Genomic DNA, 19,539 nt, shown 5'->3' on the forward strand with positions numbered 1-19,539 from the left:
GATTATATGTAAGGTAACCCCTTCTATAACTACCCAATTAATCCAATCTAGTCATCTACACTAAACCCGACCACCCACCCTCACAAAAAAAGACACAACCCCACGAAAGCTGTGTCCAAACACCACCTACCTATCAAAACCAACCCTCTCTTCCCCCTGATCTAGAGTAATCCTAGCCTCACTCGGCCTCGTCTCACCAATAACCTTCCCACCCCTAACCGAATACCTAACCACAGCCTGCTTCCGAATAGCCTCATACTCATCTTCTGCATCCAAGACAATGAAGTTAGCAGGTTTCCCTTCCTCAATTCCATAATCTTCTTCAATTTGCAATGCCTTGGCACTATTCTTCGTGATCAAATCAATAGCATTTACAATTTCATCATAGCCCATGAGTTGCGTAGCATGAATCCCCATATGCAATACTTGAAGCATATTCCCTGTTCCTAGTGGGTACCATGGATCAAATATGTCATCATGGCCGAAGCAGATATTTAGTCCCGCTTCCTGCAACTCTTTTACCCTTGTCAAACCTCTTCGTTTTGGATATGTATCAAATCTTCCTTGAAGATGAATGTTCACAAGCGGATTTGATACAAAATTAATGGAAGAAAGCTTTAATAGGCGGAATAATTTAGACGTATAGGCATCATTATAAGAGCCCATTGCTGTTGTATGGCTCGCTGTTGTGCGAGCACCTAATCCGCGCTCATAGGCCTCCGTGGCTACAACTTCTACAAAGCGAGACTGCTCATCATCAATTTCATCACAATGGATGTCTATTAATCGATCATATTTTTCAGCGAGATCAAAAGCGAGCTTCATCGACTCTACACCGTATTCTCTTGTAAATTCGAAATGAGGAATGCCACCCACTACATCCGCGCCCATTTTCATCGATTCTTCAAGTAGTTCGAATCCGTTAGGGTAGGATAAAATTCCTTCTTGCGGAAAAGCAACAAGCTGAAGATCTACATAAGGAACCATTTCTTCCTTTACCTCCAGCATTGCTTTTAAAGCTGTTAACTCTGGGTCTGTTACATCTACATGTGTGCGTACATACTGGATCCCTTGGGCAATTTGCCATTTTAATGCCTTTTTTGACCTGTTTTTCACGTCTTCTGCCGTCAATGTTTCTTTCCGCTCGGACCATCTTTGAATACCTTCAAACAAAGTACCGCTTTTATTCCACTCCGGCTCGCCTGCTGTTAATGTTGTATCTAAATGGATATGCGGCTCAATGAAAGGAGGAAGGACAAGCGCACCCCCAACATCGATGACTTCTTTTCCCTCAATATTTCCTAATGTTTGTGTTACTTTATGGAACTTCCCATCCTCTAGAATCAAGTGCCATAGTCCATCTTTTCCTCTAAGTTTTGCATTTTTAACTATCATTAATTAACTCACCCTTCGCTTTAATTTTACTTGATAATGGTGCTTGCTGCGGTATACATTTCATCAACCCTACATAAATAATAGCAGATCCTAACAGTGAATTGATTGGTGGAATCCCTGGTACAAAATTCGCAATGGCGACTCCAGCTCCCCATGCTGCTATTGCAATCCAATTTACTGCTTTAAATTTCATCGTTTCGAACGGTTGATATTTTCCGCGATGTAATAAAAAGAAGTCTGCTAATAAAATTGCGCCAATCGACGGGAGCGCGGTGCCTAAAAGCGTCAAGAATCCAACAAAATTGTTATAAAGCCACATCGCCGCTATTGTTCCTATAATGCCGTTGAAAACAACAATTTTATGCTTTGGTAGCTTCGTAATATTGGAAAACCCTAATCCTGATGCATATAGAGCACTATCATTCGTTGTCCATATATTCAATCCGAGAACGATGATGGCTGGAACCATTAACCCTTGTAAAAACATCACTTCCGATATATCAGCCCTGCCGAAAGCCATAGCTCCGACCGCACCGAATAAAAACATGAGCGAGTTGCCAAGAAAGAATGCAATGATATTTGCAATCACAGCAGATCGCGATGTCTTAGCGAAGCGAGCATAATCGGGGGTAAGCGTACCAGCGCTAATAAAAGACCCTATACAAATCGTTAATGCCGCTGCAAGACTTATCGCCTGTGCCGGTTCATAAGCGAGCAATCCCTGAATTCCGCCAGCCGCACTAGCTGCATCAACCATCGAATAACTCCCGAAAATGGCAATTGCAGGAACTGCGATAAATCCTAATATCGTTAACATCTTCATCCCAAAAATGGAGGATACCGTCATCAACAAACCAAAAATCGCAATCAATAGATAAACATTGACTCCAGTCGCCGCTGCAACAGGAACTGCAAACATCGCAAGGCCGACGCCAAACCAGCCCACTTGTGTTGAAGCTAGTAAAAATGAGGCTATATAAGAACCTTTTTCACCAAATGCATATCGTGCCAATAAATGTGTGGATAGCCCCGTCTTTGCTGCAATATGAGCTAATGCACCTGTATAAAGCCCAAGCACCAAATTCCCTGTTAACACAACCCCAATAAACTGCATAAACGATAGTCCCATTCCGAGTTCCCCTCCAGACAACATGCTCGCCGAGAAGAAGCTAAGGGACAGCATCACCGCAAGAATCTTCCAAAACCCACTGCGATTTGTTTGAGGCACTGCCTGTAACGCGAATTCCTTTTCCACTTTTGCCATACCAATTCCTCCAATAAGATAGATTATTAGAAACTGGTACCGAAGAAAGCTTCGATTATTTTGGGCGATTAGGAATGAAAAAAGCTTCTTGCCATTTCTGACAAGAAGCCTTTTTTATACAATGAACACAGGGCGCAGGCATCCTACCTATATACATAGGTTACCAACACAATGCTCATTATTTCCGAAGTCCTTGTCAGCCTCACGGGACTGAATTAAAGGTACCAGTATTTAATTGAGTTTATTATTACAGAAAGGGGGTGAGTTGTCAACTACACGCTACAATTCTGGGAAAATAAATACTACCTATTACAGCCCTACTTCGTCTACAGCGTAAGTAGCATCTTCATTGCTAAAACCTTCAAACTCTAGCTGTTCTATTAAACCACTTCTTGAGAAACTTGAATAGTCTAAGTAATCCTCAGCCGATTTTACTGCTTGTTCTTGCCAATCCACACTTATTTGGTCTACTGCATGAGCAGCGTCCTCGTTATTAAATCCTTCAAATTCTAATTGTTCTATTAGACCACTTTTAGAAAAAGCTGTATAGTCTAAGTAATCTTCAGCCGATTTTACTGCTTGCTCTTGCCAATCCACACTTATTTGGTCTACTGCGTAAGTAGCATCTTCATTACTAAAACCCTCAAACTCTAGCTGTTCTATTAAACCACTTTTAGAAAAGGCTGTATAGTCTAAATAGCCTTCAGCCGCATCCACCGCATTTTCTTGTGATAGTGATTCATCAGCGTTTTCTACAGTCTCCTCTACATCCGCTTCTTCTACTATTTCTTCCTCTGACGTTTCTTCAATGACTTCTTCCGTCTCGGCTTCTTCTACTTCTTCGGTCTCTTCTTCAACCTTTTCTTCTGTTTCCGCTACTTCTTCTGTTTGATCTTCTTCTGCTGAATCAACATTATCAATTTCTGCTTCTCCTTCTTCTGTTTCTCCGCATGCTACTAAAACAAAAATAACCAGTAATGATAACATCAACGCTAACGCTTTTTTCATTGATATCCCCCCATATGTAATATTATGGGTATATTATCATACATCCGATAAGATATTGCAAGACTATTTTCCTAAATCTTGTTTATTATTTAGAAAATTAACATTCCAGCTCTTTACAGTATTAAAGCGATGGGGGACAGGCTCCTGATTACCCAATGTGTTAAAGCATTAACGCAACGGGGGACTGACCCTGTTCCCCCTCCAAAGCAATAGTTCGTTTCTTTTGGAACTCATCATTTGTAGCCGATCATAACAAAATTAACAATTAGGCTAGTCTTTTACGGAAGAAAAACAAACCTGCCCCGACTGCTGCAATAAATAATCCAGTAAAAATTAACGTTGGTAAATTACTTGCTGTTGCTGGTAACTCACCGCCATTATTATCCCGGCTATTTACAAGTTCAGTTGTTACTTCTAAACCTCTTCCGGTATCATCACCACTAGCACCGAAAGTATAGAGCATAGTATATTCTGAAGGAACAGCACTTTCTTCCATCGCTTTTGCGAATGGACTAATTTCACCGTTATAAACCTTTTCGAAGTTCCCTTCTTCTGTTGAAATATCAGAATTTAAATGGAACGTTGCATTGTGTTTATGCGTTCTATTCGTTAAATGATATTCGTCATAACTGTAAAAATCGTCTGGTTCCAAGCCCTCAGCTTCAGGATCATAGTACTCGCTATCGGTTGAGTAATATCTGCCAATATCACGGATATCTTCTTCCTCGTTCGTAGGGAAGATGTCACTGTTGTCTTCAGCGGCCAGGCCGTAACCATATTCAGGAACAAAATCAGAAATTAAATAGAAACCCATGTTTTTATATCCGAATGCTTCAGGCCCTTGTTCTTCAATATTCTCACGCACTTGGTTACCTTCCCCGTAGATCACTACTACATCATCGGGAGTGGAATCTTCAGCAAGGTAGTCGTCCATTTTTTGGACTACTTGTTTGTGAACCTTGCCACGAAAATCGGATGGATTGGAATCTGCAGCATCTGCAGAGACCCCTCTCACCATAATATATCTAGCACCTGCATCTACTAAGTTTTGAAGCATTTCAAGGCTATTATCACTGGAAACTTCTGCTGCACGCTCTTCTCCTAAAATTTCGACACCGTAAGTATCATTTAAAATAATAGAAAACATATAAAGCGCATCAGGGTCTGCTTGTCCATCTACATCCTCGACAAATCTTTCCGTTTGTTCTACACCGCCCCAGCCTTTCAACCATTTGGACCAGTTGGAATGTTCGTCTTCTTCTCCTTTAGTTCCATCCAAAACCCCAGTAAAAGCACCACCAACAGCGTAATTCACCAAGTTATCAAAATCACCTGTCAATTCATTTGCTATGTACTCAGAATAGATTCGTCCATCAGAATAGCGGCCTTCCCAGTAGTACTCACTTTCTGCTTTCACGTAAATTTCGTCTTCAGGATCGTAACCTTCTGCTGGTTCTTGCACTGCCATTACGTTAAGGGGCACCACCATAACGAAAAGAAGTGCAAACACTAAAGATAAGCTAGTTTTTTTCTCCATTTTCTTTCCTCCTCGTATATTATTGTTTGAATCTAATTTTAAGAAACTCAAACGAATGTGTTTAGTATGGGGGAAACTTTATAAAATTAAAAGTTTATAAATTGAACAAAATGCACAATATTAATCAACCTGTACAATATAGCTATGAATATTGTGTAATACCTCACGAATTTGCGATTTCCCGAGCTATTCCTATATTTCATTTTTAAAATGGAGCTATTATAGCGGTTTTGATAGTTGGCAATATGGGAGGAATAATGCCAGTAATTAAAAAAACTTTGAACAAATTGAGCACACACAAGAACAATTTATCGAGAAAATTGTACATAATATGAGTACATTAGACTTCTCCACGACGGTTAATTGCGTGCTCGAGGTTATTTATATGAATCGAGGGCCGATGGCTTGATCAACTATCAGAAGAAACTGGTATGAGCAAAACAAGTATGAGTCAGGTCATTCGCGAAATGCTTAAACTTAACATTGCCGAAAAGTTTTTACAAAAAGGCGTTCGTGGTTATGGAGCTATTGGGCCAGTCCCCCGGTGTGCTAAAGCGTTAGAGTGGTGAAGTTCTTCTTCCAAATCAGAAAGCGCTTCAAACCTTCTTTCGATTTATACTTAATTATGGTGGAAAGTTAATCCTAACCTACCGACTTCCTCTTTCTCAAAGCCCCAATAAAAGCATCTATAAAAATCAAAATCACACCAAAAATAAGAGCATAATCAGCCAAATTAGGAATACCTTCGCGAAATGAGAAATCAATAAAATCCGTTACCTGATTAAATAAAACACGGTCAATGGCATTCCCGATGGCACCACCGACATAAAGTGCGACCCCTATTATCAAAAGCTTTCCTTTTAAATAACCTTTCTTCAGCATATAAATACATACAACTGCAATAATGATTGCAACGGGAACAAAAAGGCGGCCATATCCTTCAAATAATCCACCAACAGCACCGCTATTTTGTATGTGCGTGAAATTTAACACACCTTCCCAAATTACCAACGATTCTCCAACATTAAGCTGTGTACGAATCCAATACTTGGATAGTTGATCAATGAAAATGACAAGAATAATAACACTATAGAAAAGGATAGAAATCACGCTTTCTTTGTTTTACTGATTATCTTTCATTTAATTTTAATAAATTTTTAAGGGAAATAGGGTCAGTCCTCCGGCGTGCTAAAGCGTTAACGCTACGGGGAACTGACCCTTTCCTTGATATTCAGAAAATCTATTCCACCTCATACGTCTCTCCCGCCGCTTCCCCAATAAACCTACACGGATTCCCACCAGAAATCATCACCAAAGCATGCATCGCCCTCGTACAAGCAGTATAAAAAAGTGTTCTATCTGACTCCTTGCCATAGTGCGCCTCGGAAGCGTCCGGAATAATAACTGCATCAAATTCAATCCCCTTCGCTAAATAAACAGGGAGAATGAGAAGACCTTTTTCAAACGTATATGTTTCTTCATTTATTTGATGAAATACCATTTTTCCTTTCAGCATTTCAGCTATCTCATCACTTTCCTGACGTGTTTTACAAATGATGGCCGTCGTTTCATAACCTTCTTTCGTAAATCCCTCCACACGTTGAAGCAATGTGTCTGTTAAATCATCATCATGAATAAGCACAGGCTTGCTTCCTTCCCGGTTAAATGGCTCAATCATTTCTCCACCAGGAGCAAAATGCTTCGTAAACTCCACAATCTGCTTTGTCGAACGATAACTTTTCGTTAGTGTAATCCTTTCTTGGTTTCCTTCATGATCAACTGCTAAGAGAGGATTGTCCTCCATTGCATACGTATAAATCGCTTGATTAATATCACCGAGCAACGTCATTCGTGTGTACGGGAAAATATGTCTCATGTAAGCAAACTGGAACGCAGAATAATCTTGAGCTTCATCGATAATCATCTGACGAACCGAACGATCCGCGTTATCCCCTAAGATACGGCCCTGAAAATATAAATAAGGTGTGGCATTTTCCCATGTCAAATATCGTTGCTTCAGCTGCGTGGCAATATGTTTCACGATCTCCTGCCAATCATTTGGCGCATTTTCTGGCTTCCATTCCGTGAACAATGCTTGATAGGTGGCAGGAATGTTAACAAACTCAAGATTCTTTATGCGTTTTTTCAATGGTGCAAAAACACGCTTGACGACTTGTGAACGCAGGATTTTTTCCTCATCCACTATACTGCTCCCATAGTCTTGTTGATCTTCCGACTGATGATAGGCCTTCATATAATCTTCCTTATCCAGCAATTCGACCTTTTCCATGACCCAGTCCTTATTCACTTCTTTCTTCTGAGTAGTTCGAATTTCCTCAAGCAGCCATTTTCTAACGATTTCCAGTTTGTTCGGAATCTCAATTTCCTCACCAAGCGAATAAAAATAATCATGAATTTGCTGCTTGGAAACAATTGGTTGCCCTCGAAAAGAAATCTGTTTAAATCGGAGACCGGCTTCATTTATTTTTTCCACATAATTATCAATCAGATCTTTAAATTCAAGACTCGCCAAATAATCCATGCTTTTCATCCGTGTTAGATCGTCTTGGTGCTTATCTTGAGTCAAAACGTACTCCATTTGCTCAAATGGTGACTCCACTGTAAAGTTGTCATTAATCCGTTTTTTAATAAAGTCCAGGAAAGTCGTTTGTCTCACGTTCGTCTCGCCAAGCTCTGGTAATACATTCGAAATATAGCTGCTAAATAGCGGATTCGGCGAGAATAGCACTACATTATCCGCATGCAATTCTTCTCTGTAACGATACATTAAGTATGCGATTCGCTGCAGGGCTGCGCTTGTTTTCCCACTTCCGGCAACACCTTGCACAACAAGGAGACTACTCCTTTCATTACGGATAATCTGATTCTGCTCTTTTTGTATCGTAGCAACAATGCTCTTCATCGTCGTACTTGCATTATTGCCAAGTGCCTGTTGCAGCATCTGATCACCGATTGTTACCCCTGTCTCAAACATCCCTTCAATGACACCATGCCGAATGATAAACTGCCTCTTTAATGTAATTTCACCTGTAATTGTCTCCTCACGGGTCCTATATCCTGCCTTTCCAGTGGAGGAATCATAATAAAGACTCGAAATAGGAGCACGCCAATCATAGATAAGAAATTCCTCTTCATCTTTATCCATAAGCGAGGAAATACCGATATAAATAGCTTCTTCCTCTGGATAAGAATCCTCCATAAAATCAATTCGTCCAAAATAAGGAGAATTTTTCAGCCTATCCAATGTCTTTAGTTGCTCTCCTACCTTTCCATGAAACCTTTCCTTCTCAGACAGCAGGGATGCTTGCTGCTTAATACTTTCCTGCGTCTCAATGACATCGTCGGGTTCATCGAGGTTAACCGTGATATCATCCCAAAACGTTTTCCGAAGGTCAATGACATTCTCTTTTAAACCCTTTGACTGATGATATAATTTTTCCTCTTTGGTTTTAATCTCGTTAATAACTTTATCGACACGTTGTTGTTCCTCAGCACGTTCATTCATTACATCAACCCCAATGTCTTTTTTCGTTGACATTCTGCTTTGTTTGGCAGTCCAGTAAAATTGGATACTTTTTTATACTCTAATTGTATGTGTTAATCATTATAGTTCAGCACTTTTTAGTTGTTTCCATCATTTGAGTAAATAAACTTTATGCAATGAACGATTACCTTATGGGGAAAGTTTTATTGTCTTTATCAAAACCTCATTTACTTATGATACGGTTCATCGTGATGCATCTATATGAGGTATGTATTAGAAAAAACCTCAATTTGAGGGCTTTAGTTTAATATGAAGTAAGTCTAACCCTATTCTTGTCCCCAATTGTTGTTGAAACAACTAGAATCTTCTTCCAAAATGTATGCAAAAGTAATGATTTAGCTAGTTCAAGTACACTCTCCCAATCAGTAGAATTATCTTTGTTCCTAATTGCGATACCATTAACACCAGCAATTAATATTCTTTCCTCTTTTACTATCTGCTTAATCTCCGTATTTATTGTTTTTAATAGAATAATAATATATTCTCTCTTGCGGAATAATAAATTCCCGTTAAAGTAAGTTCTAGAATTTTATATATTAAACTAATTCTTCAAGATATGACATAAATATGTCCCTATTACTTCTCTCAATCATTTATATAATAATGAAACTTAAAATATACCTAAATTTCAGCAGAAATAGTCATATAAGTTATCACTTAAATACTGACCTTATTATAATAAGCAACTATTATTTTTTTCTTATAGGAATTATCTACCTTAAAGATATAAGATTGTAGAGCTTATATAAAGTATTGTAATGGTTTATAATTGTAAAAATTCATCGACATTAGATGATGAAACACTATTCGAATAAATAATCAGTTCTTTTCCTTTTCTCGAATTGGCAAGACTATAGTTAAGGTAATAAGTATAGTATTCATATTGTGAATAGAGATTTTTTATGTCTGAAGACAAATCATATGTCAAAATCCACTTCTTGTTTTTCATGGTATTATTAATACTATTTCTAAGATCTACGTGATCAACATGTTCATAGAAATTTGTATATAGCTCTCTTCCCTTTACATAATATGGTGGATCAAAGAAAGTGAGTGAGTTTCTGGTCTTGGAAATATTTGTACTGATAAAATCTAGAGCGTCTTTGTTATATAAATTTATCTTAGAACCCAAACTTGAAATAAGGTCTATCTTTCTTATCAATGCTTCTTTATTAAATCTACAATCCATCTTATAATTGCCATTTTGTTTTTTACCGCCAATAGGACCTGCATTAATTATACCGGATCTATTAGTTCTATTTAAAAATAATGTAGAGAAGCCAAGTTCAATCAAAGACACATTATCTTTTTTTTGTTGGATATCCTTTTGAAAATTCCACTCATTCATATTAAATCTAGCATTATATACCCTTTGTTTCATTTCTTCTGAATTGTTTAATATTGAATACCATAAAGAGTATATAGATTTGTCATAATCATTTATCATAATTTTTTTCACATCTTGATTGATTAATAATTTTAATGCTATTGCCGCTCCGCCACAATAAGGTTCTATATAATTACTAACCTCATTTTCTTTTATAATGTACCTTAAATAAGAATATAATTTATTCTTGCCCCCTGGATACCTTAAAGGACTATAGTTATCAATTTTTTTGTTCATATTAATTCCTCTAACTAGCTGATATATTACAGCATATTTATAATAGATTCCATGAAAGGTTTGTATTTCCTAAATATTCTAATAAAATCTTGATTTGTAAGTGTTGTCTTATAATCGTGTACTATTCCGTTAATTAACTCCAAGTCATCTTGGTTTTTAATTGACTTTTTTTGTTCCAAATTAAAGGAAGAATGATTTTTATTATACATATCCTCACTTACTATTTTAATCTTATTCCCCAAATTATCTGGTCCGTCGATCTTTTGCTTTAACTCAGGATATCTATCTATATACGCTTTAGAGAGATATTCCAAAAGTGCCCGTGTCAAGAAAGAAACAATTAATACATCATGTACTTTAATTTTCGAAAGGTTCCTGTAAAAAGATAGTGAAAAAATTACGTCCCTTATCTTATGATAATCTATCTTTTCATCCAACTTTGATACCATTCTTATACGCCATTCATCATCAAAAAGAAAATCTTGTTGGGGTCGTGGATTACTCTGTTTTGGTTCTATTATCAAATCGAAAGTAACAATTTGTTTTTCATAGCTTGCATTAACTTTATATAGTTTAGGTTTCGAATTCTCTAGAACATAACTTTCTTTAATTAGTATGTCATCACTTGCTTGAGTAGTGAACTTTATATTGTTGTATATAGAGCTCTTTTTTGTGATTTCGCTTGAAGTTTCATCATATAAACAAACAGCATCCATAAGATTAAATAAAATTCCATTTTTGGGTTTTTGAACAACGTTCTTGTCCTTAATTACAAATAATCGATATTTATTTTCTTGATTCACTTTAGGTTCATTAGTATTTGTTCCTTGAATTGACTTGTGACCAGAATTTTTTAAGGAATTTACATTATCGTTTCTAGACACACTATTTCTTTCACCATTAGTCGGCATTATATTGGGAGATTGTGGTTCAGATAAATATTCATCAATTATTAACTTCAGGCCGGGTATAAGTTGATCCTCATTTAAAATTCTTTCCCAATCCTTTTGAACACTAAATGTTCTAGTATTTAACCTCATTTCATTATTTGTACTCCAAGCGGCAGAACCTATAGCTAGAAGAATACTTTTATATACTTCCTCTTTACCTTCTTTTGGTACTAATTCAAAATCCGAATTCTCTTTTAAATTAAGTGTTTTTCTGATAGAAGGGTATACTCTGCTTGTTATTACATCATTGTTCAATAGAGTTAAAGGTTTAAGTGTAGAATCTTTAAACTTTACTTGTGCATGAATAGATAAAAGGAACTTATAAAATCGGATAGACTTTTTAATTTCACTTTCTTTATCTGGGGTAGTATCTTTAATGTAAGAAATTGAGTGCGCCGTATTCATTTGCTTTCGAAGTCTATTAAACATATTCTCATAGTAAACATATTTGTCAATTGATTTCCAATCTTGAATACTTGCTATGTGTTTAGCGGCAATCTTATAATCCGCTTCTTCTCTATTCTTTATTACGTCTCCATCAATCAAAAAATTTTCAAGTTTAAGAGTAGATACTTTTTTTCTATAACTTGCTTTCAGTAAATTCTGGTATAAGAACATACTTTTTAAAGCAGCAATTCTTCTATTTCCCTCCAAAACTGTATAATTCTTATTTTCTTCTAATAAGATTAGTCTCTCACCTAAAGTGTTGTAACCGTGAATTACGAAAGAATCAATTAAGGAGTACAGGTTCTCATATTGGATTAAGTGTCTTATCACTTCCTCTTCATTATTAAAATTAAATAATGAGAGCCTTGGATTAGTAAAATCTAGTCGAATATCTAGCGGATTTAGTTTCATTTATCTCTTACACTCCTATTGGAAATTTTAATTATTTATATTGTATCAGAAATTAATAACTTTCTAACTCGGCAGTGATAATTTTTATATTTAAATGGCTAACAAGATGAAAAAACTCATTTACTTATGGTAAGGCTCCCCCCGCATAATCCGAAACCCTCGATAAACCTGCTCCAGCAAAATCAGCCGCATCATCTGATGTGGAAACGTCAACTTCGAAAATGATAAGGCCAGGTCACTCCGTTTCTGCACGGCTTCACTTATACCAAGCGACCCCCCGATCACAAATGCTATTTTACTTTTTCCATACGTTGCTAGCTCGTCCATCTTTGCTGCCAACTGCTCCGAGGTCAACATTTTTCCATTAATCTCAAGCGTAACGACATAGGTGTCCTGTCCAACCTTAGACAGAATACGCTCTCCCTCTTTCCGCTTCACTTCCTGCATTTCTGCTTCGCTCATATTTTCTGGCGCTTTTTCATCTGCTACTTCCGTGATATCAACCTTGGCATAGGTGCTCAAGCGCTTTAAATATTCCTCGATGCCTTGCTTGAGGTATTTTTCCTTTAATTTTCCGACCGCAATGATCGATATTTTCATGGTAAATACGTCCTTTTTTCATTCTTTGTAGATAGTTTACCATATAACTGCATGTATACTAAATTTGCGGTATTTTGATGCATAAAAAGATAAATGTCTACGGGAATTGAGAATTAAAATCAGATAATTTAGCAACTTTATACCTAGGTAAATTTGTTTAGACTTCCAAGAAATAGGTTATATATTAGTGTAATCAAAATGAAGGAGGAATTTTGTAATGGGTAAATTAGAAGGTAAAGTTGCAATTATCACTGGTGGATCCCGTGGACAAGGTGCCTCACATGTGCTCAAGTTTGTAGAGGAAGGGGCTAAAGTCATTGTCACAGACATTCTTGTTGAAGAAGGTGAAGCACTGGCAAAAGAACTCGGTGAAAATGTAAAATTCGTAGAGCATGATGTTGCGAGTGCAAATGATTGGGATCATGTTGTTAACGAAACAGAAGCAACATTTGGACATGCGAATATCCTCGTAAATAATGCCGCGCTTGGGACAAGGAAAAAAATTGAGGATACCTCTGAAGAAGAATATCGAAAAATCATTGATATCAATCAAGTTGGAACATTTCTAGGTATGAAGTCAGTGGCACCTTCCATGAAGAAGACTGAAAATGGCTCAATTGTTAATATATCATCCGTGGAAGCGTTTCAAATTTCTGTAGATGCTCCTGTTGCCTATATCGCCTCAAAGTTTGCTGAATACGGGATTCGAGTAAATTCCGTCCATCCAGGTTTTATGCAAACAAAAATGCTCGAAAATGCAGATCCAGAGGATGTTAAAAAACTAGCAGAAACAATCCCATTAAAAAGAACAGCTTCACCGGAAGAGGCATCCCAACTTGTTGCATTTTTAGCATCAGATGAATCCAGTTATTCAACAGGTTCCGAATTTCTTGTTGATGGTGGCATATCTGCATCTCTTTAAAAATAAGATGTCTTCAAGGATCACCTAATCGATGGCGAAAAAATAAGTAAAACGAAGCTCTTCTCACTTTTGTGGGAAGAGCTTTTTTATATAATAGTAAAGATGCCAATATGGCTCGGCACCACTAAGACATACATCTAATACACCCTTATCTTTTTAGCAGATAAGGGTACGGACAAATTCCTTTGATATAACAGAATTTGTATTTATTATTGAATTGTCCAACCACCGTCAACAGGTACTACCGCTCCGTGCATGAACGAAGAATCGTCACTAGCTAAGAATAAGGCAACGTTTGCGATTTCTTCTGGTTGACCATATCTACCCGCTGGTACTTCATTCGCTCTTTCTTCGGCGTCTGACCCTTCAACAAGAATTTCTTCTGTTAAACCTGTTTTAACTGAACCTGGGGCAATGGCATTAGCTTTAATGCCTTTTTTGCCATAATCATAAGCCAATTGTTTTGTATATCCAGCAACACCATGTTTAGCAGCTGTATATGCTGCACCACCGCCTCCAGCTACAAATGAAGCAAGAGAAGCAACGTTGATAACAGTCCCTTTCTCTCTTTCGACCATTTGTGGAAGTACTGCGTTTGTAAGATAATAAATACCTTTTAGATTAATATTCATTATTTTGTCCCATAAGTCTTCCGAAGTTTCTAAAGAAGGTGCATAATCATCTAATATTCCTGCTGTATTACTCAAAACATCAATTTGACCAAAGTGATCTAATTCTTTATTTACTGCCTTTTCTACACTGTCTTTTTTTGAAACATCTGTTTCTACTGCTAAGGCTTCTCCACCATCACTTTTTATCTGATCTACAACTTCTTGAACTCCATCAACATTTATATCTGCAGCTATTACTTTTGCTCCTTCCTTTGCAAAAAGAATAGCTTGGGATCGTCCCATTCCTGAGCCAGCTCCCGTTATAAACGTAACTTTACCATCTAGTTTACCCATCTGACGTTCCCCCCTATAAATTTTACGTATTACATTAGTATCTTTCCTTATTTGTTTGGATTAAAACAGAGCACGTCAAAAAAATGTTATACTTGTTATACAAATTTGTTTGATTTTAAATGAATGACTCTTCCGCGACGGGCCCATTCTAGAATAAAATTGCACCCTTTTGCTTATGTTAATATTGAAAATGTGAGGAGGAAAAAAATGAATGAATATGGAAAGTTATATGAAAAAGATGGTCGTTGTGTTCTGCAATTTGAGCGTTTTTTTGCACATAAACCTGAGAGAGTTTTCCCCTACATAACGGACCCGGATTACTTTACCAAGTGGTATCCGTTTGCAACAGGAGAGATGGATCTCAATAAAGGTGGCAAAATTTACTTTGATGATGGAGAAGGAACGAAGTATGAAGGAGTGATTACTGCATTCGATCCGCCTGGGGTTTTTGCTTTTCGTGAGGTTGATGATTTGCTGCGAATCGAATTGCAAGACACCCCCGATGGATGCCGAATGACATTTGAGCATACGTTTGATGACCGGCCTTGGGCGGCCGCAACAGCTGCAGGATGGCATCGCTGTCTTGATGCATTGGGTATGATGGTTAACGGAAATCCGCCTGAATGGCCGGATAATGGAGCTGAGTTAAGGGAATTTTATAGGGAAGCATTTGATTCGAATTAGGTAAACATAATGAATTTTCCTTATCCAATGTTTCCCAACGATTTAATAAAACGAAGACCTTCTAACTTTTCAAATTGCGTGTTATACCGGTCATGGAGCCTTCACAATAGACCGAACCTCGTAAAGAGGGGTACGTAGCTAATGAAAAGTAATCCCTCACATACCTGCTAGAATGCATGAGCGATTATTTTTTATGGTTATTATCAAAAAGATAAACGCTATTAACATCTCAGGAGGATATCATGAGCGTTAGTACACTAACAATGTCCATGGGCAAGCACCTACCGAAAACACTTAAAAAATAGAGTATCCTCAATCGAGAATACTCTATCCACGCATATATAAAATCATCCAGATTTAATTTGCGCCAAATCCACCATCAACGCGATATTCCGCCCCGGTAATAAATTCACTTTCATCTGAAGCTAAAAATAATACTAGGTTTGCAATATTTTTCGAGTCAGCATAATGTCCTAAAGGAATGCTTTTTATATATTCTCCTTCTATCTGTTCCTCTTCATTCCCTCTTAGTGCGCTTTGACCTTGATGTATAGTTTCCATCATATTTCCTGAAACGGGAGATGGGTGTATTGAGTTAACTCGAACGCTATTTTCTGCTACTTCTAAAGCAGCTGTTTTGGTTAATCCGACAACTGCATGCTTAGATGTTGCATATGGTGCCATATTTGCGCTTCCTCTTAATCCATCTACTGAGGACGTGTTAATAATGCTTCCGTGCTGTTGTTTTTTCATCACTGGAATAACATATTTCATGCCGAGAAATATTCCAGTAGCATTAATAGACATTACCTTGTTAAAGTTATCTAATGATTGTTGATCAATTGAACCAACATCACCGATGATTCCTGCGTTATTAAAGAAAATATCTACTGAACCAAACTTGTCTACTGTCTGATCAACATAATTTTTTACATCTTCTTCTTTGGTAACATCTGCTTCGACAATCATAACATTTTCATCAGATAATTCTTTTTGTGCTTGTTCCAACTTAGACTTATCCATATCAACTAACGATACCTTTGCTCCTTCACGCAGAAAGATTTCTGCTGTTTTTTGTCCTAAGTTCCCAGCACCACCAGTGATTATTGCTACTTTTCCATCCAGTCTTCCCATGATGTATCTCTCCTTGTAATATATATTTATGATATATAGGTCTTTTCCCCTAATTATTTAAATTGAAACACTATAAAATTTCCTATAAAGGATATACAAAATAAGCGCCGAAAGTCAATTGTAGTAATGCCCGGAATGATCAGAGAGCTTTATGAGAATAAGGATGAACTTGGTTTTCTATCCATGGAAAGTTTTTTCGGGCTGCGAACAACTGTGATGATTTCCTATTGGCGTTCAAATGAGGAACTGCTGGCTTACGCAAAAGGGCAGAAGCATTTAACGGCATGGAAAAATTTTAATCAAAAGGTGACGGGCACGGACGCGGTCGGTATCTACCATGAAACCTACTACGTGCCAGAGGGGAATTATGAATCCATCTACGGAAATATGCCACTTCACGGACTTGGCAAAGCAGCTAAACATTTGCCGATTACAGCTGAAACTGTTTCTGCTAAGAAAAGATTGACGTCTAGCACAACAACCAAATGAATAATTTAGTTCCCTTTTTAAAAAAGGGGATAAAAAGTTAGAGGACCATGTCATTTCAGTTAATTTTCCAAAACTAATCATACTTGGCTTTATACATTTGAGCCTAAGGTCAAGCCTCCATCGACAACAATTTCTGTTCCAGTGCAATAGGAGCTATCGTCTGAAGCAAGAAAGCTCACTGCTTTAGCAACTTCACTAGGTTGTCCAATTCGTCCTAAGGGAACTGAGTTATACTGTTCCTTTGTGTAATTACCATTCGTCGTCATTGACGTTTCAATACCTCCAGGATGGATCATGTTAACTCTAATGCCTGCATCTCCTAACTCGATTGCTGCTGTTTTTGACATTGATACAACCGCGGATTTTGTTGCAGCATATGCCGAAGAATGCTTAATTGGAGCAAAAGAAGATATGGATACGTTATTAACGATAGAACCTTTATGTTGTTGTCTCATATAAGGTATGACAGTCTTCATGCCCATCATGACTCCAATTAAATTCACATTTAGCATATCTTGAAGATCGGCAACTGATGTTTGTTCCAGTGGGCTTCTTTTTAATATACCGGCGTTATTAACTAAAACATCTATTTTTCCTTCTTTGTCAATAATTGTTCGAACAGCATTAATCCAGTCATCTTCATTTGTTACATCAAGTTTAACTGGAAAGACATTCATCCCATCTAAATCGTTAACAGCATACTCGGCATCTTTATATTTTCGAGCTGCAATTGCAACTGTTGCTCCACAAACTGCAAGGTGTTTTGCTATAGCTTTACCTTGGCCTCGGTTAGCTCCAGTAATAAGAATAACTTTTTCGTTTAAATCGTTAGTCATATAAGGCTCCTCGTATATTTTTTGTTAATCAACTAAGTTTATCCGAGTATAGAATAAATCTCGATTATGTTCAATCCATTCTGCAAAACCGCTCTTGCTGAGTAACTTAGGCCTTTTTTCACTCATCAAACTCATGCCCAGCCAGCGCATTACCAATCGCATCTTCAATATCCTCTACCGAATCATCCAGATGATTATTAATCATTACAGAGAACACCAACCTTTCCCCATCTGCAGCTGTAACATAACCAGAAAGCGTTGATACTCCAGTCAACGAACCGGTCTTGGCCATTACATTTCCTTTTGCTGGCCCTTCTGTCATCCGGTAGCGCAATGTACCTCCAGCAAACCGCTCAGCGTCTCCCGCTACTGGGAGGGAATATTCAAATGCCGGGAACCAATCTTTATCCTGAATCGCATATAGCATTTGCGATAGATCATTCGCAGGGATCATATTTTTATGCGACATTCCCGATCCGTCGCGAAGCATGATCGTGTCCGTGTCCACGCCGAACTCAGCCACTGTATCTTCAATAACTTCAAGTCCTTTATCCCAGCTTCCTTCACCATGGACAACTTTACCCATTTCCTTTGTCAAAACTTCCCCGTGCCCGTTATTGCTCAGTTTCATGAACGGGATGAACAGATCCTCTATCGGCATGGATTTTTTAGATGTTACGATTGTTGCATCTACAGGCGGAACACCCGCCTTAAACGCCGGGTCACCCGTAAATGTAATGCCTTTTTCTTCTAAGGATTTTTTGAAAACGTCTAGCGCATATCCGGTAGGCTCCCAAACAGACGCCCAAGACCTGAAGTCCGATCCACCTGCTGGCATTTCTCCTTCAACAATGATGTTATTCGAACCATGCTCCCGTTCGATAGAAATATCCTTATCCTCTGTTTCTGAAACCATCTCCGTGTTGTTTACAATCGTGACATAATCTGTCTCAGGGGTAACACGCACCTTAGCCTGCTCACCGTCTGCAGCGCTTACTTCAACAATCACCGTTCCTGCATCATAGTCTTCATCCGGCGAAAGGGTGAGTGCGGAGACTTGCGCACCTGTGTAAAAAGGCTCATCCGACCAATTCAGATCCTGAGAAAGGCGGACGTCATCATACCAGCTATCATCCGCAATCACATTTCCTTTTATTTTATGAATCCCTTGATCCTTCAAATCCTTTGCAAATTGACCCAGGTCTTCTTTTAACAGCGTTGGATCTCCTTTTCCTTTCAGATACACATTGCCTTGCAGGACGTTTCCTCTTAGCGTCCCGTCCGTCAATACTTCCGTTGAAAATTGATAATCCTTTCCGAGTATCTCCATCGCTGCTGCACCTGTTAACAATTTCATATTAGAAGCTGGATGCAGTCGGGTGTCCCCATTACGAGAGTAGAGAACTTCTCCTGTGTCTGCTTCCCGGATACTCACCCCGGTCACCGCTCCATCCAGACGCTCATCATTCAGAATAGCCCTCATTTTTTCTTCCAATGTTCCCGTTGCATTGATTTCATCTGCAGATTCTTCGGATGCTGCTAGAAATAGGCCCTCTTCCTGATTCATGAATGGAATGACTGCCAGCATTGCAATCAGGAAAAATAAAAGCCACTTTTTTATGTGATTTTTCGAATTCATACGCTTGTCACATCCTTTTTCATATAAAAGGTTACAATAGAAATCGCTCTATTACTCATTTTAGAATGG

Annotated in this window: 16 protein-coding genes and 1 pseudogene; 4 read left to right on the top strand and 13 right to left on the bottom strand. The window is 38.0% G+C overall.

Going from position 1 to position 19,539, the window contains the following annotated elements:
* Positions 1-126 precede the first annotated feature (126 nt).
* From KFZ58_RS18740 to KFZ58_RS18755, 4 genes are all read right to left on the bottom strand, one after another.
* Positions 127-1,395, bottom strand: a complete 1,269-nt coding sequence (locus tag KFZ58_RS18740) for a cytosine deaminase (RefSeq protein ID WP_235792800.1) — start codon at positions 1,393-1,395, stop codon at positions 127-129.
* Complete coding sequence (gene codB, locus KFZ58_RS18745; RefSeq protein WP_235792801.1) at positions 1,385-2,659, bottom strand: cytosine permease; 1,275 nt, start codon at positions 2,657-2,659, stop codon at positions 1,385-1,387. Before codB ends, KFZ58_RS18740 begins: the two co-directional genes overlap by 11 nt.
* A gap of 309 nt (positions 2,660-2,968) precedes the next feature.
* Positions 2,969-3,667: an Ltp family lipoprotein gene (locus KFZ58_RS18750; protein WP_235792802.1), complete on the bottom strand. Its 699-nt coding sequence runs from the start codon at positions 3,665-3,667 to the stop codon at positions 2,969-2,971.
* A gap of 265 nt (positions 3,668-3,932) precedes the next feature.
* A complete protein-coding gene (locus KFZ58_RS18755) occupies positions 3,933-5,204 on the bottom strand; it encodes an LPXTG cell wall anchor domain-containing protein (RefSeq protein WP_235792803.1) in 1,272 nt (423 codons plus the stop codon).
* A gap of 286 nt (positions 5,205-5,490) precedes the next feature.
* On the opposite strand from KFZ58_RS18755, the pseudogene KFZ58_RS18760 reads away from it, so the two are divergent.
* Positions 5,491-5,719 (top strand): annotated as a pseudogene (locus tag KFZ58_RS18760) (GbsR/MarR family transcriptional regulator); the annotation flags it as partial.
* Positions 5,720-5,846: 127 nt separating this feature from the next.
* Here the strand turns inward: KFZ58_RS18760 and lspA are convergent.
* The 5 genes from lspA to rlmH all read right to left on the bottom strand — a co-directional run bounded on the left by lspA (position 5,847) and on the right by rlmH (position 12,801).
* On the bottom strand, positions 5,847-6,314 hold the full coding sequence (lspA, locus tag KFZ58_RS18765; protein ID WP_235792804.1) for a signal peptidase II: 468 nt from the start codon (positions 6,312-6,314) through the stop codon (positions 5,847-5,849).
* Between the two features lie 130 nt (positions 6,315-6,444).
* Positions 6,445-8,763 carry an RNA polymerase recycling motor HelD gene (gene helD, locus KFZ58_RS18770; protein ID WP_235792805.1) on the bottom strand — a complete coding sequence of 773 codons (2,319 nt, stop codon included), beginning with the start codon at positions 8,761-8,763 and terminating at the stop codon, positions 6,445-6,447.
* 769 nt (positions 8,764-9,532) lie between these two features.
* The gene (locus KFZ58_RS18775; protein ID WP_235792806.1) at positions 9,533-10,393 is read right to left on the bottom strand and encodes a DNA adenine methylase; all 861 of its coding nucleotides are present in this window, start codon (positions 10,391-10,393) and stop codon (positions 9,533-9,535) included.
* 26 nt (positions 10,394-10,419) lie between these two features.
* Positions 10,420-12,201, bottom strand: coding sequence for a hypothetical protein (locus KFZ58_RS18780; protein WP_235792807.1), 1,782 nt, complete (start codon positions 12,199-12,201; stop codon positions 10,420-10,422).
* 120 nt (positions 12,202-12,321) lie between these two features.
* Positions 12,322-12,801, bottom strand: a complete 480-nt coding sequence (gene rlmH, locus KFZ58_RS18785; RefSeq protein ID WP_235792808.1) for a 23S rRNA (pseudouridine(1915)-N(3))-methyltransferase RlmH — start codon at positions 12,799-12,801, stop codon at positions 12,322-12,324.
* A 217-nt stretch (positions 12,802-13,018) separates the two neighbouring features.
* On the opposite strand from rlmH, the gene KFZ58_RS18790 reads away from it, so the two are divergent.
* Positions 13,019-13,723 carry an SDR family oxidoreductase gene (locus tag KFZ58_RS18790; RefSeq protein WP_235792809.1) on the top strand — a complete coding sequence of 235 codons (705 nt, stop codon included), beginning with the start codon at positions 13,019-13,021 and terminating at the stop codon, positions 13,721-13,723.
* Positions 13,724-13,932: 209 nt separating this feature from the next.
* Here KFZ58_RS18790 and KFZ58_RS18795 read toward each other — a convergent pair whose 3' ends face one another.
* Positions 13,933-14,688 (bottom strand): 3-oxoacyl-ACP reductase, encoded by a 756-nt coding sequence (locus tag KFZ58_RS18795; protein WP_235792810.1) that lies wholly within the window; start codon positions 14,686-14,688, stop codon positions 13,933-13,935.
* 207 nt (positions 14,689-14,895) lie between these two features.
* Between KFZ58_RS18795 and KFZ58_RS18800 the strand changes: the two genes are divergently transcribed.
* Complete coding sequence (locus KFZ58_RS18800; RefSeq protein ID WP_235792811.1) at positions 14,896-15,372, top strand: SRPBCC family protein; 477 nt, start codon at positions 14,896-14,898, stop codon at positions 15,370-15,372.
* A gap of 357 nt (positions 15,373-15,729) precedes the next feature.
* Here the strand turns inward: KFZ58_RS18800 and KFZ58_RS18805 are convergent, their stop codons facing one another.
* A complete protein-coding gene (locus KFZ58_RS18805; RefSeq protein ID WP_235792812.1) occupies positions 15,730-16,506 on the bottom strand; it encodes an SDR family NAD(P)-dependent oxidoreductase in 777 nt (258 codons plus the stop codon).
* Positions 16,507-16,632: 126 nt separating this feature from the next.
* Between KFZ58_RS18805 and KFZ58_RS18810 the strand changes: the two genes are divergently transcribed.
* Complete coding sequence (locus KFZ58_RS18810) at positions 16,633-16,995, top strand: DUF4188 domain-containing protein (RefSeq protein ID WP_441360036.1); 363 nt, start codon at positions 16,633-16,635, stop codon at positions 16,993-16,995.
* An 89-nt stretch (positions 16,996-17,084) separates the two neighbouring features.
* On the opposite strand, the gene KFZ58_RS18815 is transcribed toward KFZ58_RS18810, so the two are convergent.
* Positions 17,085-17,831: an SDR family NAD(P)-dependent oxidoreductase gene (locus KFZ58_RS18815; RefSeq protein ID WP_235792813.1), complete on the bottom strand. Its 747-nt coding sequence runs from the start codon at positions 17,829-17,831 to the stop codon at positions 17,085-17,087.
* A gap of 118 nt (positions 17,832-17,949) precedes the next feature.
* The gene (gene dacB, locus KFZ58_RS18820) at positions 17,950-19,470 is read right to left on the bottom strand and encodes a D-alanyl-D-alanine carboxypeptidase/D-alanyl-D-alanine endopeptidase (RefSeq protein ID WP_235792814.1); all 1,521 of its coding nucleotides are present in this window, start codon (positions 19,468-19,470) and stop codon (positions 17,950-17,952) included.
* Positions 19,471-19,539: the final 69 nt, after the last annotated feature.

Source organism: Virgibacillus sp. NKC19-16 (assembly GCF_021560035.1).
In the GTDB taxonomy this organism is placed as follows: domain Bacteria; phylum Bacillota; class Bacilli; order Bacillales; family Amphibacillaceae; genus Virgibacillus_L; species Virgibacillus_L salidurans.